Consider the following 13946-nt stretch of genomic DNA (forward strand, 5'->3'; position numbering starts at 1 on the left):
TGCTTGAGTATCTGCCATTCATGGGGGATTTAGGCTTCGACGTGAGCTCAGCCGAACGGGGGCTAAAACGCCTCGAATCCTAACCAACTCGATTTGTGTGTACACCGTAGCTTAAGTAAAGGGGGGAAGAGGCGAAGCCTGTGCGCAGCACCTACCAATCAGGGATTGAAGTCCCCCTTATCCTACGCCGAAGGCGCATCCCCGTAGGGGTTTAGGGGGATTTAGGGGGATCTCCCCTTGCATTGAGTCGCGATCGAGATCTGTGTACATGGTAGCCATACCTCACATGAGTGAAAAACGCTGTAAGTAAAATGATTGGATAGACTCAAATCATGCAACCACATTCGAGGCGACGACAACTATGCCCCTATCGCCAGTTCAACCCCTGCTAGAAACTTGGCTACCAGCCTCCTGGGATGAGTTTGTCAAACTTGCTGACAACCCAGCCTCCGCCAAGCTGAAAGGCTACTACTACTGCGGTCATATGAGATTTGAACCCATATCTACCGGCTCTGATCACTCCAATGACCATGCCTTGATTCTGTTTGCCCTTTCATTCTTTGCAGCTGATCACGGCATTCCCATTCGCCATATTCGCAAATCGCAGGTGTTACTGGGCTTAAAGCTAGAGATTTTGGAGCAGGCACTTCAGCGCAGCCGTCAGGAAAATCAGTCAGCTACGACGGCCTGGTTGATCGAGCAATTGCGGGCTTAGTGCGGCTTGTCTCACTTGATTGAAACCGTCGTTCCATCTCCCAATTGCAGTGCATATAGATTGGCATACACTCCACCCTTCGCAATCAATTCTGTGTGCGTTCCTCGTTCTATAATCTGCCCTTGTTGAATCACCAACACCTGATCGGCTTGCGTCACAGTGCTGAGTCGGTGAGCAATCACAAAGCTGGTGCGTCCCCGCAACAAACGACTGATCGCGTCCTGCACGAGCGCTTCAGTGCGTGTGTCAATGCTGCTGGTGGCTTCGTCGAGAATCAAAATGCGCGGATTGATCAACACGGCACGGGCAATGCTGACGAGTTGGCGTTGACCTTGACTGAGGGGAGCACCCCGTTCTCCGAGTTGGGTAGCGTAGCCTTGGGGCAGCGAGCGGATGAATTCGTGCACATTGGCCAATTGGGCAGCGGCCTCAATCTCGGCTTGGCTAGCGTCCGGTCTACCGAAGGCGATATTTTCGGCCACCGTGCCGCTAAACAGAAGGTTATCTTGCAAAACAATTCCCATCTGGCGGCGCAGACTCGCCTGGGTCACGTCTCGGACATCGATGCCGTCAATTTTCACGGCTCCGCTAGTGACATCGTAGAAGCGCAGAATTAGATTAATAATCGTGCTTTTTCCGGCTCCGGTTGGTCCCACCAACGCGATCATTTGCCCTGCTTGCGCCTCTAGATTCACCTGTTTGAGCACTAGCTGGGATGGGCTATAGCCAAAGGACACCTGTTCAAACGTAACGGTGCCTTGAATTGGCGGCATGGTGATCGCATTGGGGGCGTCATTCAACTGCGAGGGTTCATCTAATAGGAAAAAGATGCGTTCTAGTCCGGCTAGGGCCGACTGGGCCTGAGTATAAAACTGACTGAGGATTTGAATTGGACGGAAGAAAAGCTGGACATAGATCAGGAACGCCGTCACGACGCCCACGGTTGCGGCTCCGGTCACGGCCAGATAGCCACCATAGGCCAAAACGGCGGCGGTGGCTAGGGTATTGAGAAAGTCGATCGACGGTAGGAAGGCGGCAGTAATTGCCACGGCCTGCACATTGGCATCGCGATTAGCGGCATTGACTGACTCAAATTCCTCGATGTTCATTTCGACTCGGTTAAAGGCTTGCGCTTCCCGGACGCTGGTGATTCCTTCTTCTAAGCGAGTCGAGAGTTCGCCGATGGTTTTGCGGGTGACGCGGAATCTGGCTCTGGCCCAGCGCGAAAATAATCCGGTGGTAAAAATCATCAAGGGTACAACCAGATTGCTTAGCAGACCAAGCTGGAAATTTATCGAGAACATAGCGATGATGATCCCGACTAAGCTGAACAAATTTCCCAGCATTTGGGCTACCGTCAAGCCAAACGCCTGATTGACCGTATTGACATCGTTCAGCAGGCGGCTCATCAAATCTCCGGCTTCGCTGCGGTCAAAAAAGCTAATCGGCAAACTTTGAATCTTCGTGAAAATATCCTGCCGCAGTTGGGCCAGCGTTCGCTGCATAATCGAACCAACCCGCAGAATTTGACCTCGGATTGCCCAAACACCGAGGAAGTAGATCAGAACGAGTCCCCCTAGCATCAACATCAGTCCAGACAAATTTCCCGGCACAATCAAGTTGTCGATTGACCAACCAATTAAAAATGGCCCAATCGACTGAGTGACTGCTCCGATGGCAACTAGCAGAATGGCAATTGGAATTTCTCGGCGATAGAGACGGAAATATTGTAAGAAACGTTGCAGCGTCGGCAACTGCTGTCCAGCTTTTTGGTCTGATGCCACCACAGGTGCTCTCATGCTTGCTCCTTTGCTGCCTTGACTGATTTTTCTAAGATTGGGGTTCTTGAAACGGGTGTTTTAACCTGCGATTCCAAAATCACACCATAGAGGGGACTAGTTTCCATCAACTGCTCATGGGTGCCCTGCGCCACTAGCTGGCCTTTGTCCATCAGCAGAATCCGATCGGCGTTTTGCACGGTGCTGATGCGTTGGGCAATCACGAATGCGGTGCAGGTTTTTTGCCGCATCAGATCATCGAGGGCAGCATGAATTTGGGCGGCGGTTCGGGCATCCACTGCCGAGGTGCTGTCATCCAGAATCAAAATACTGTAGTCGGTGAGTAAGGTCCGGGCGATGGCAATCCGCTGCTTCTGGCCACCGGAGAGACCGACTCCCCGCTCACCCACAACGGTATCGTACCCCTGCGGCAGGCTGCTGATAAAATCGTGAATTTGCGCTGTTTGAGCTGCTTCAATGACCTCTTCCAACGGAGCGTCCGGCTTGGCGTAGGCAATATTCTCCCGCAAGCTGCCGGAAAACAGCGTCGTTTCCTGAAACACAATGCCGATATGCGCTCGCAAACTGTGCAAGGTAAAGTCGCGCACATCTTGCCCGTCGATGCGGACCGCGCCGGATGTTACGTCATAGAAGCGGGGAATCAGGTTCATGATCGTACTTTTTCCTGATCCGGTCATGCCCAGAATCGCAATTAGCTCCTTGGGTTTAGTTTCAAACGAAATATTTTTGAGGGCTTCGGTAGCCGACCCCGGATAGCGAAAACAGACATTTTCAAAGGTAATCCGCCCGCCGCAAGTCCTAAACGATACGGCATGGGGCCGATCGCGGATTTCAATTTCCGCATCCACCACTTCGTACACCCGATCGGCAGAGGCCGCAGCCTGAGCAATCGCCGGAGCCGCAAACCCAATCAGCAAGATCGGCTGCAAAATCAACAGCAAGTAGGAATTAAACGCCACCAGTTCCCCAATCGAAAAGCGATCGGCAATCACTGCTGCCCCACCGTAGCCCACTACCACTACCGTGACCAGGTTACTCAGCAGAAACATAAACGGAAACGTGTTGCGAATTGCCCGAATGGTTTTCATGTTGCTGTCGATCAACATGCGATTCAGCCGGGTATAGCGGGCTGTTTCGGCGTCGCCCCGCACAAAGGCTTTCACCACCCGCACTCCGAACAGGTTTTCTTGCAGCACCGCGTTCAGATCGCCGAGTTGCTGCTGCACCAAGCGAAATACATTGCTGGTTTTCTTGAGAAACCGCACCATCAACCAGCCGGAGAGGGGAATCACCGTCAGCGTAATCAAGGCTAGCTCCCAGTTCATCAGCAGCAATATTACGGCGATGCTGATCAATGTTACGACTGCGCTAATCACCTGAATCAGACTGGTGCTGAGAAAGGTGCGGATCTGCTCGATATCGCTGGTCACTCGCGTCAGCAGTTGGGAGGTCTGGGCCTGATCGTGGTAGCTAAAGCTGAGGTTCTGAATTTTGCTGAAAATCTTGTTTCGCAAGTCATAGGCCACGCCTTGAGAGGCGGCCTCGGCCCAGAAGCTTTGTCCAAAGTTGAACAGGCCCCGCGCAATTGCCGCGACGACCATCCATGCTGCACTCAGTAGCACCACATCCAGATTTTTTTGGGCAATGCCCTGATCAATCCCCCAGCGAAACAGTTGGGGTGTGAGGGCATAGGCTGCTGTGAGCAGTAACGAGCTGACCAAGGCACCGGCAGCCAGCCAGCGATAGGCAGACAGGCTCTTGAGGACGCGGGGCAGCGAACCGGAAGAGGGGTCTTGGGAAGCAGGGGGGAGTTGAACCAAAGCAATCGACCTCCGCAAAGGGGCAGTGAACGAGGATATGCCTCTTGCCTTAGGGTAATGCGAAATGGCTTAACGGAAAAACTCAGATACGCGACAGCTAAAATCTGGCAGCAGCGGGGAAGTCAGCGTATCGGTGGCAAAGAGGGTTACTACTAGCCTCAGCAGGGCAGCTTGGCGACGATAAACTTCGAGTTGCTGGATCCGCCAGTCTAGAATCCAATATTCCTGCACGCCTCGTTCGGCGTAAAGCTTGAGTTTCGTTTCTCGGTCGCGACGCTCATGCTGGGTTCCTGGGGAAAGTACTTCAACAATCAGTTCAGGAGCAACGGTGAAATGCCCTTCTTCATCGATTCCGACTGCCATTCGCTCATGGCTAATCCAAATCACATCTGGAATCACATTATCGGCATCGTCAAAAATGACTCCCGGTGTCGGCACTGGTTCTCCCAATTGCGATATCGATGACCAGGTATTCAGCAGACTGTAGGTTTGTCCAATGACTTTTTGGTGTTTCCAATGGGGAGCGCGAGTCATCAGCAGATGTCCATCAATAATCTCGTAGCGGTGACTGCTCTCTGGCAGGAGCTTGAGGTCTTCAGTGGTCCAATAGACGCGATCGGGAGCGGGTGTCATGGGGAGTATTGAGGAATCATTGGACATGCCTTTATCATACTGGCTTCTTCCATTGGGTCGAAGTGACCCTTGCTGCAAGGCAAACTGCAAGCTTTTTAGCCCAGCTGTCAGGGAAGCCTCTGAAAAACTAGGCAGATTGTAACTGCTGCATTAACCAAGTTGCTGCTGCTGTATTCGTCTCGGTTGCCAGACGTTCAGTCGTTTGTTCAATGGCGACTACAGTAGGCTATGCGGACGGAGAACTTTGGAAGTGTTTCAGTCCCGTTGCCGGGATTAAGTTATTAGCGACAAACAATGTCTCGTGGTCCCATTGCGGTCCAGACTCGTTTCAGTCCCGTTGCCGGGATTCAAGTATTGGCGACGGCCGCCATCCTCTTCATGCCATCCCCTTCGTCAGGGTTTCAGTCCCGTTGCCGGGATTCAAGTATTGGCGACTCTTGGATAGGACACAGCTTTTTTAGAACCTTCAAATGTTTCAGTCCCGTTGCCGGGATTCAAGTATTGGCGACTCCATTTGTTAGCGTCGGTGCTGGGAAGTTCACCATCATAGGGTTTGGCTAGAGTTGGAGTTTCAGTCCCGTTGCCGGGATTCAAGTATTGGCGACGGCCGCCATCCTCTTCATGCCATCCCCTTCGTCAGGGTTTCAGTCCCGTTGCCGGGATTCAAGTATTGGCGACATAGCGTAACGGTACTTCCGAACGTGGTGAGCGGGTGTTTCAGTCCCGTTGCCGGGATTCAAGTATTGGCGACTCTCGGCCTGCTCTTGCGAATTGAAGCCGAAATACGCAGTTTCAGTCCCGTTGCCGGGATTCAAGTATTGGCGACAGCAACGTTGCAGAAGTGATAAGTTAAATTCCAGCTGTTTCAGTCCCGTTGCCGGGATTCAAGTATTGGCGACCCAGACCCCTATCCACCCCAGCCAGACTACCCAGACGTTTCAGTCCCGTTGCCGGGATTCAAGTATTGGCGACACCCTGGTTTTCGATCGGGAAAGTCTGACTCACAGCGTTTCAGTCCCGTTGCCGGGATTCAAGTATTGGCGACCACTTCTGTTCCCACCACATTTGGCGATGAACTGTAGTTTCAGTCCCGTTGCCGGGATTCAAGTATTGGCGACTTGATTCCTCGCGCAGGCAAGGTCTTCAGCCCGCAAGTTTCAGTCCCGTTGCCGGGATTCAAGTATTGGCGACAGCCAGCTCTGCCAATCGCTTTTGCTCTTCATCTTGAGTTTCAGTCCCGTTGCCGGGATTCAAGTATTGGCGACCGCGACAGCGCCGACGGCGCCGCTGAAATAAGTTGAAGTTTCAGTCCCGTTGCCGGGATTCAAGTATTGGCGACTACCGTATTTCAGTCGGAAGAATCAAAGTTTCGGAGTTTCAGTCCCGTTGCCGGGATTCAAGTATTGGCGACTTGTTGAACATCCCTGCATTCAAGCTGATCGAGTTTGTTTCAGTCCCGTTGCCGGGATTCAAGTATTGGCGACATCCCGGTTCAGGGTGATTTGGTCGAAGACGGGGCGAGTTTCAGTCCCGTTGCCGGGATTCAAGTATTGGCGACCTTACGCAGAGCGACTTTCAGAGATTTTACTGACTTGTTTCAGTCCCGTTGCCGGGATTCAAGTATTGGCGACTAGAACGAATCGATCCAACCCAAGAATTTCATAGTCGTTTCAGTCCCGTTGCCGGGATTCAAGTATTGGCGACCCCTCATAGCGAAGATAACGCCGCTCCTGAAAGAAAGTTTCAGTCCCGTTGCCGGGATTCAAGTATTGGCGACCTAACCCTGTAACTGAGGAGGAATTTTAGATGACGGTTTCAGTCCCGTTGCCGGGATTCAAGTATTGGCGACGATATTACCAAGCTAACCAACCTTGAACATGAACTGCGGTTTCAGTCCCGTTGCCGGGATTCAAGTATTGGCGACCAGCCAGCTCTGCCAATCGCTTTTGCTCTTCATCTTGAGTTTCAGTCCCGTTGCCGGGATTCAAGTATTGGCGACCAATGCCAGCGAGTCAGTTCGTGCCGTCAACGCCTAGTTTCAGTCCCGTTGCCGGGATTCAAGTATTGGCGACTGGTTGGTGAGGGGTTTCGGCATGGTCTTTATTGAGTAGTTTCAGTCCCGTTGCCGGGATTCAAGTATTGGCGACGTACGGAAGGCAGGCGGGACCATGTGGATATCAGTCGTTTCAGTCCCGTTGCCGGGATTCAAGTATTGGCGACACCCATAACGGTCGCCCTGCGACAGGCAGAAGCAGAGTTTCAGTCCCGTTGCCGGGATTCAAGTATTGGCGACGACATCGTTGGGCTGGATGACTGGCTTTTTCATAAGTGTTTCAGTCCCGTTGCCGGGATTCAAGTATTGGCGACGCCGTTGCCGCAGGCTGCTCCACTGCATTAATGCGCTGGTTTCAGTCCCGTTGCCGGGATTCAAGTATTGGCGACCAAGGGCTGACTGATACTCTGCTTTGGCAATTGCATTGTTTCAGTCCCGTTGCCGGGATTCAAGTATTGGCGACCACTCCTACGGATCGAAACTGAGTTAGAGCAGCTCTTGTTTCAGTCCCGTTGCCGGGATTCAAGTATTGGCGACCCGAAGCGACGCTGGTGAAGTCGTTCAAGCGCCCAGAGTTTCAGTCCCGTTGCCGGGATTCAAGTATTGGCGACATTGCAGATTTCTTGCAAAATCTCTTGCTGGTTGAGGTTTCAGTCCCGTTGCCGGGATTCAAGTATTGGCGACCCCTAGCGTAGTGCCTGGATTTGCCGGGCTATTAAAGTTTCAGTCCCGTTGCCGGGATTCAAGTATTGGCGACATCGATTGGGATTGATCTCGGACTGGAACGCTTCGCGTTTCAGTCCCGTTGCCGGGATTCAAGTATTGGCGACGCAGCGTGCTGATTCCCAGACTTGCCTTTAATCTAAAGTTTCAGTCCCGTTGCCGGGATTCAAGTATTGGCGACCGTCCTAGTTGGCGATATTTCGTGGGTCGAGCTAGCGTTTCAGTCCCGTTGCCGGGATTCAAGTATTGGCGACCCCCGCCCCCAGTCACCTATCCAGAATCCTATCTACGTTTCAGTCCCGTTGCCGGGATTCAAGTATTGGCGACCCGTGGTTTTTCTGTTCCCGGCAATGACCGGCAGCCCGTTTCAGTCCCGTTGCCGGGATTCAAGTATTGGCGACCCGCGCCAACCTACACACTTATTGGTCCCCGTCCGCTTCGGTTTCAGTCCCGTTGCCGGGATTCAAGTATTGGCGACAGCTTTAGAATTCGTCAGCCGTTGCCGCAGGCTGCTCGTTTCAGTCCCGTTGCCGGGATTCAAGTATTGGCGACGCTTTGCCCGACTCCCTCCATCCGCGATATTCCAAAGTTTCAGTCCCGTTGCCGGGATTCAAGTATTGGCGACCCAATCGTGCAGCCCCAATGTAAATGAGATCCAGTGTTTCAGTCCCGTTGCCGGGATTCAAGTATTGGCGACTTGCGCGGGTTGCACTTGAGCAGACTCTACGTTGAGTTTCAGTCCCGTTGCCGGGATTCAAGTATTGGCGACTGCCCATCTCCAGATCCAAGCAGCTTGATTTGTTCTGTTTCAGTCCCGTTGCCGGGATTCAAGTATTGGCGACACGCATTTTGGGCGGTCATGATCCGCTTGATGTAGTTGTTTCAGTCCCGTTGCCGGGATTCAAGTATTGGCGACTGCCCATATTGATGTTAATCGAAACGTTGTTATTGCGTTTCAGTCCCGTTGCCGGGATTCAAGTATTGGCGACTGAAAACATTGCGGCGACACGCAAAAAGAGACGATTGTTTCAGTCCCGTTGCCGGGATTCAAGTATTGGCGACCTCATTCTCGCCCATCCAACCAAAATCAGTATAAAAACGTTTCAGTCCCGTTGCCGGGATTCAAGTATTGGCGACTTCAACCGCATCAATTCCTTGTTGGCGAGATGTGCTGTTTCAGTCCCGTTGCCGGGATTCAAGTATTGGCGACAATTATTGTTGCTACTAAAACAGTTTTTAAGTCTGGTTTCAGTCCCGTTGCCGGGATTCAAGTATTGGCGACTCCGTAGCCTGGAAAGCAGAGTACACCGGCCTTCCAGCCACCATTTTCGCAAAGGTGTCATCAGAAGTCAAATAGCCCCGCTCAAATCGTTGCTTTTGGGCTAAGTTGAGTGGCTGCTTGCGTACAAAACTATTGATTTTTCAAGGTTCCGACGATTTTGGCAAACCCCCCAGGGTTTTGGTCCCCGCTTCGGTTTGTCAAAAATTTCTATCCTCCAATATATTACAGCCTTTTTCAGGCTAGTGAAGTACGAAAAACGGGGTGCAGAGGCAGTGCCCCTGCGTGGAGGCGAAGCCCCACACCCCCCATCCTTCACATGAGCAAAAAACACTGTATGAGTTGCAGAACAAAGCCGAATATTTTAGATTTCAAACAGAATCGCACAGCGCAACCCTTAGAGAATGATTGCCGTTGTTTGGCGTGGTTTCTCTGACCCATAAGTTAGAGTGCGCTTCACGGCTCCAGCATCCAGTATATAAATGCGGACAGAATCTTCATCCAGTTTGATAATCGTTTCAATCTGAATTTGCAATTTAGCAAACTGTACCGCAGTCAGAAAGCATTCAAAAACGCTGTATTGAGTCCACTGTCCATAGCCGGAAAGTAGCTTATGCAAACGAGTCCGCCGCTTATTCGCAGCTTTAGTATCCGGCAGATCGTAAATGATTAGATAAAACAGTGTAATCATCGCAAAATCAGCGGCTTGTAAGGAATCTCTTCTTGGAGATGACGGCCCAGCAAACGTGCCTGTAACTCAATCGCCCGCCGGTAGGTGCAGCGATAGCCAAAAACAGGATGGGTAAATTCGCTGGACATCTTGCGTTCAAACGCCTGGAGAAAACGTTTTCGCCCATCATCCGATAATCGATAAGCTCCCAAACTCTCTGTAAAATCCTTGGGTTGCAGCTCCCGGTTATTCAGCACAGCTAGCACAATATTGTCAGCCACTAGTGGCCTAAACTCTTCCATCAAATCCAGCACCAGAGCAGGTTGACCATGATGCACCTCATGCAAATACCCGATGTACGGATCTAGCCCTGCCAGATGAACCGCAGTTGTCACCTGACCCCGCAGCAGACCATAGGCAAAGCTCAACAGCGAATTGACCGGGTCAGTTGGTGGACGACGGTTTCTGCCAGTAAACGACCAGGAATCGCCCATCATCACCTGCCAGAGCGCAAAATATTCGCGAGCCGCCATTCCTTCAATGCCTCGCGCTTTGTCCAGCGTTGTTTGTTGCTCAACCTGCTTTTTCCGCAGCTTCAAGGGATTCTCACTCTGCCCATGTCGATACAAAACGGTGTACTGGTTGTGAATTTTGGCGGCAACGATTGCTCTAACGAGGTCTAAACGACGAGTGGCATCGAGATAAAGCGCATACTGCGCCAAACGTAGTTGCCCATTCCGGGAAGATCCGGGAAGCGCACTGCCCAAATACGTCCCGAAACTGGAAAGATAATGAACCGGCATACCCAGCTCCAGCGCATAAACTAGAGCATCTCCCGTCACTTGCGGATTACCCATCAGCACAACCTGTTCTACCGTTTGAGCCGGAACTGCTCGCTTTTGCCAGCGACCATCTTCCTGCTTCAGAGCAACGGTAAATGCTTCGTGAGATTTACTCAATACCGCATCCGGCTGAGTGATATAAAGAATTGACATCGGATTTTCCTGGTATTGATTACTGAATCGTGAACGACTGAGGCTGCATCAGATGTTTGACTTCAAACGGTAGGCAAATTCCCTCAAGACTGCAAGCCTGACATTTTTTAGCCTGATCAATTGGAGCAGGCATTGACATTTGGGCCGCAGTCCGTGCAGCCGCGATTGCGTTCTCGGTCATTTGTCTGAGTTGCGCAGTGAAGATCACGTTTTGCCTGCGGCGATTGGCATGATAAAAAATTTCGCCATACCCAATCGATTGTCCCGTGCGTTCCTCTAGACACAGGGCAGCTCCGCAAAGCTGGAAATGGTCATTCACATGCTTCGCCATCTTTCCCTTCTTGTATTCAACCGGAATTAACTGACCGTCTCGTTCTTCAACGGCATCAATAATCCCAGCGACCTGAAGTCGATCGCTCCAGACCCATTGCTGCTGGTGAATTCGTGTCTCTCCTTCCTGAATCACGGCTGCTTCGTTAATGTTGCGATGTAAGTGACGACCGAGGATAATATGCTCGTTATCTGCCATCTCACCCAACACATATTCAAAATAAAACCGGCGTGGACAATATTCCCAGGCGTTCAGATAGGCCAGGGGCAAATAGTCTTCAATCATTGGCTAAAGAAATGTGATAGTTATCGGTTCCAATTAGTAAGAGGCTACAACAAGTCGCTAAAAGCATGATTTAATTGACCCGTTGCGCCATTCCCATTCCCATTGGAGTTTTTCGCCCAACTCCTGCATACAGTGCAAAATCTGCTAGTGCATTGATTTGTTGAATCTGGATTGGTTCTATGTCTCCTAATATTTGAAACGTTATATCTCCAACGCATCCGATCAACTTACTGCGGCTATCAATCGCAATCTCAGTGCGGATGTCAAAATAGCTGGGATAGATTGGCTCTAAAATCGCTTCAGAAAAAGGATTGCCACTGTAATGGTTCCACTTCCGTAACAAACTGAGAAACACAAAATCTTTGGTTGGTAATGCGCAATCATACTTTGTCTGCCGAAAGGTTGTCGGGGTGCAAAATCGAAAGTGAAGCTGACGTTTTTCGTCGGAAGCTTGCTCCCAGAGTTGGGTATAGGTGACAAAATTTGCCCAGGGTTGGCTTACCTGTGGAGTTCCTAATACGCTCACGACTTGCAAATCGGCTGCTCCTAAGTGCCATGCTTGAGATGGATTCAGGTTAAGCCAAAGGTGCATCAGTTTGCTAAACAGCGCATCGTCCAGTAACGACACACGCCACCAGCAAGAAGTGCCTGCCGGAATTGAGCGATCGTGCTGCCACTGAAGTAATTGAGTTTTCTGGTTGTCTCTTCGACTAGACGCAACTTGTAAAGGACTAAGCGTAAACGCTTTCTCCGATTCTTGTTGATGTAAGATCGCTGCCAACTCTGGATCAACTGATCTCACCAGATCCAAAAATAATGCATGGAGATGCCGACCACTCAAATGAGCCTGAGGAATGGGCGATCGGGGAAGCAGGTTGAGAACAAGACTGTAGGGCATAGGTTAACCAAATCGATACTGCATCTGAGCCGGAAGTTTCAGATCCAGCCCTTCAAAGGTGTAAAACTCTCCTACCATGCGCACATTGCGAATTAGGCTGACGGGAGGCATATTCACCGTGTCGTAGCTTAAGATCTGATTGGTAAACATTACGTCTAGCGGGTTGAGTGGAAATGACACGTTGATTTCCCTAGCTTGATGCTGCTGTGGTATTGGCAAAAGCGTTGCTTCCAACTTGGCTTTACTGGCCCATTTACCAATTCGCACCCAGCGCGGTAAGCTGAGCGACTTTTCGGTAATTACGAAAAACTCAAACAGGCTTTCGGGAGCAATTTCTTTCGTTCGGCCAAAGCTGGGAATATTCCTTTCCGTTTGCTTCATTTCAACGTGATAGCAGTTATCGGCATATTTCCAGGTGTTTAGAGTTGTAGTGTAATGAACCGCCCAACCAGGTGTAACATAAATTCCTTGCTGATTGAGCGGAATTAGATGTGCTTTGTATTGTGGAACCTGCTCAGCACAGAAATAGCAGTAGGGATGTTCTACAACTGCTGTGTTAAGTTGTGGGTTGTCTACCAGTCCCAAAACGTAGGCCAGCGCATAATTATGCAAAATTGGCTCAGTCTCATACAATCGACCAATTTCACGAGTGGCAAAGTACAGGCTGTCGTGCAGCTCTAACGTACAGCGATAGATTTGCGGCATGAGTAATTCCCTCCTTATTTAACTGCCGCTTTTTTCTTGCTAATATGCTTTTCGGCATAAGCTTTAGCTTCTAAATCTGCCTGCTGTAAAATTGACCGAATGCCTTCTTCGCTACCAATCAGCGTTTTTACTTCATCTAACATCGGCTTAAACGCCTCTCCAATCAAATCGGTATGCACAATAAATTCCTCCTGCAATAGATCGGAAATTGTCTGACTGGCCGCATCCAATACCGAATCTTCATTCAGCGGATCAAGCGACTGGGTATCCGCTTGCATTGCGTCATGAATGGCCTGTGTCCAGCGCAGATTGCTGACAATTTCACCATCGGCAAAGACTACCCCAATCAGTTGATTACGAACTCGCCCGGTACGAGTGGTTTGGGCACCATAGTGGCGTGTTCTGAGAATATTGTTGAACACGTAAAGAAAACTAGCTTCAGTTGGATCTTTGAGCGTAACGATGCTGGGGAAAAATACTTGAGGTCGAATGTGATCCTGTTGATTGATCCGGCTAGTTACCTCTCCTGGCTTGGAATTCGCTTCGCCTTTTGAGGCCATTGTGCCATTTTCAAACGGAGCATTGAGCGTAAAGGTTTCATGAGACTGATCGAATGCCGTGATCGAAAATGCAGTATCCACAACGACCTTTGATTTTTCAGAACCTGAGTCACCGATGGCAAAGCCATAGATAATGCAATCTGGATTATCCATTGCAAACTTGACGTTATACTCGCATTCTTCCGCAGTCATAAAGCCGTAGCTGCGGAGTAGTTCGCGTCCCACTAGTCGTTCTGGGGTAGACTGCTTTCGCTTAAACATCGCGAGACGGCTGATCGGCGTTGGATCAACAATTCCAGCCCTCACGCGAGTTTTGTTGAGTTCACCGTCTGTTTGAAACAGCGGATAGGATTCGGTGATTCGAATGGTTAGAAAATGGGCGTATTTGCCCATTGGCTTGTAGGGAATTTCAGCGTGAAAAAACTGGGAATCGACACGTTTGAGCAATGCCATGTTAGTCTCCTGGTTAATCTAAAAACT

10 protein-coding genes and 1 CRISPR repeat array are annotated in these 13946 nt (G+C 50.5%); of the genes, 1 reads left to right on the forward strand and 9 read right to left on the reverse strand.

Annotated elements, in window-relative coordinates; translation table 11 throughout:
• Positions 1 to 361: 361 nt before the first annotated feature.
• Positions 362 to 715: a hypothetical protein gene (locus tag HJG54_RS33745; RefSeq protein ID WP_316436302.1), complete on the forward strand. Its 354-nt coding sequence runs from the start codon at positions 362 to 364 to the stop codon at positions 713 to 715.
• Between the two features lie 11 nt (positions 716 to 726).
• On the opposite strand, the gene HJG54_RS33750 is transcribed toward HJG54_RS33745, so the two are convergent.
• From HJG54_RS33750 to cas7d, 9 genes are all read right to left on the reverse strand, one after another.
• The gene (locus HJG54_RS33750) at positions 727 to 2514 is read right to left on the reverse strand and encodes an ABC transporter ATP-binding protein (protein ID WP_316436303.1); all 1788 of its coding nucleotides are present in this window, start codon (positions 2512 to 2514) and stop codon (positions 727 to 729) included.
• Positions 2511 to 4334: an ABC transporter ATP-binding protein gene (locus HJG54_RS33755; RefSeq protein ID WP_316436305.1), complete on the reverse strand. Its 1824-nt coding sequence runs from the start codon at positions 4332 to 4334 to the stop codon at positions 2511 to 2513. The genes HJG54_RS33750 and HJG54_RS33755 overlap by 4 nt, the downstream gene beginning before the upstream one ends.
• A gap of 69 nt (positions 4335 to 4403) precedes the next feature.
• Positions 4404 to 4967 carry a Uma2 family endonuclease gene (locus HJG54_RS33760; protein WP_316436306.1) on the reverse strand — a complete coding sequence of 188 codons (564 nt, stop codon included), beginning with the start codon at positions 4965 to 4967 and terminating at the stop codon, positions 4404 to 4406.
• Positions 4968 to 5219: 252 nt separating this feature from the next.
• Positions 5220 to 9025: direct repeats of the CRISPR family, unit length 37 nt; unit sequence GTTTCAGTCCCGTTGCCGGGATTCAAGTATTGGCGAC.
• A 394-nt stretch (positions 9026 to 9419) separates the two neighbouring features.
• Positions 9420 to 9713, reverse strand: coding sequence for a CRISPR-associated endonuclease Cas2 (gene cas2 / locus HJG54_RS33765; protein ID WP_316436307.1), 294 nt, complete (start codon positions 9711 to 9713; stop codon positions 9420 to 9422).
• Positions 9710 to 10687, reverse strand: coding sequence for a type I-D CRISPR-associated endonuclease Cas1d (gene cas1d / locus HJG54_RS33770; protein ID WP_316436308.1), 978 nt, complete (start codon positions 10685 to 10687; stop codon positions 9710 to 9712). Before cas1d ends, cas2 begins: the two co-directional genes overlap by 4 nt.
• A gap of 19 nt (positions 10688 to 10706) precedes the next feature.
• The gene (cas4, locus tag HJG54_RS33775) at positions 10707 to 11303 is read right to left on the reverse strand and encodes a CRISPR-associated protein Cas4 (RefSeq protein ID WP_316436309.1); all 597 of its coding nucleotides are present in this window, start codon (positions 11301 to 11303) and stop codon (positions 10707 to 10709) included.
• Positions 11304 to 11373: 70 nt separating this feature from the next.
• Positions 11374 to 12201 (reverse strand): CRISPR-associated endoribonuclease Cas6, encoded by an 828-nt coding sequence (cas6, locus tag HJG54_RS33780; protein WP_316436310.1) that lies wholly within the window; start codon positions 12199 to 12201, stop codon positions 11374 to 11376.
• Positions 12202 to 12204: 3 nt separating this feature from the next.
• Positions 12205 to 12906, reverse strand: a complete 702-nt coding sequence (cas5d, locus tag HJG54_RS33785; RefSeq protein ID WP_316436311.1) for a type I-D CRISPR-associated protein Cas5/Csc1 — start codon at positions 12904 to 12906, stop codon at positions 12205 to 12207.
• Positions 12907 to 12920: 14 nt separating this feature from the next.
• Positions 12921 to 13919: a type I-D CRISPR-associated protein Cas7/Csc2 gene (gene cas7d, locus HJG54_RS33790; protein ID WP_316436312.1), complete on the reverse strand. Its 999-nt coding sequence runs from the start codon at positions 13917 to 13919 to the stop codon at positions 12921 to 12923.
• Between the last annotated feature and the right edge of the window lie 27 nt (positions 13920 to 13946).

The sequence above is a fragment of the Leptolyngbya sp. NK1-12 genome (assembly GCF_032598965.1).
In the GTDB taxonomy this organism is placed as follows: Bacteria; Cyanobacteriota; Cyanobacteriia; order Elainellales; family Elainellaceae; genus Elainella.

Excerpts from the sequence above, each read along its gene's own strand:
- HJG54_RS33760 (WP_316436306.1), bottom strand. The coding sequence starts at position 4,967 with ATGACACCCGCTCCCGATCGCGTCTATTGGACCACTGAAGACCTCAAG.
- cas5d (WP_316436311.1), bottom strand. The coding sequence starts at position 12,906 with ATGCCGCAAATCTATCGCTGTACGTTAGAGCTGCACGACAGCCTGTAC.
- cas4 (WP_316436309.1), bottom strand. The coding sequence starts at position 11,303 with ATGATTGAAGACTATTTGCCCCTGGCCTATCTGAACGCCTGGGAATAT.
- cas6 (WP_316436310.1), bottom strand. The coding sequence starts at position 12,201 with ATGCCCTACAGTCTTGTTCTCAACCTGCTTCCCCGATCGCCCATTCCT.
- cas7d (WP_316436312.1), bottom strand. The coding sequence starts at position 13,919 with ATGGCATTGCTCAAACGTGTCGATTCCCAGTTTTTTCACGCTGAAATT.
- HJG54_RS33750 (WP_316436303.1), bottom strand. The coding sequence starts at position 2,514 with ATGAGAGCACCTGTGGTGGCATCAGACCAAAAAGCTGGACAGCAGTTG.
- cas1d (WP_316436308.1), bottom strand. The coding sequence starts at position 10,687 with ATGTCAATTCTTTATATCACTCAGCCGGATGCGGTATTGAGTAAATCT.
- HJG54_RS33745 (WP_316436302.1), top strand. The coding sequence starts at position 362 with ATGCCCCTATCGCCAGTTCAACCCCTGCTAGAAACTTGGCTACCAGCC.
- cas2 (WP_316436307.1), bottom strand. The coding sequence starts at position 9,713 with ATGATTACACTGTTTTATCTAATCATTTACGATCTGCCGGATACTAAA.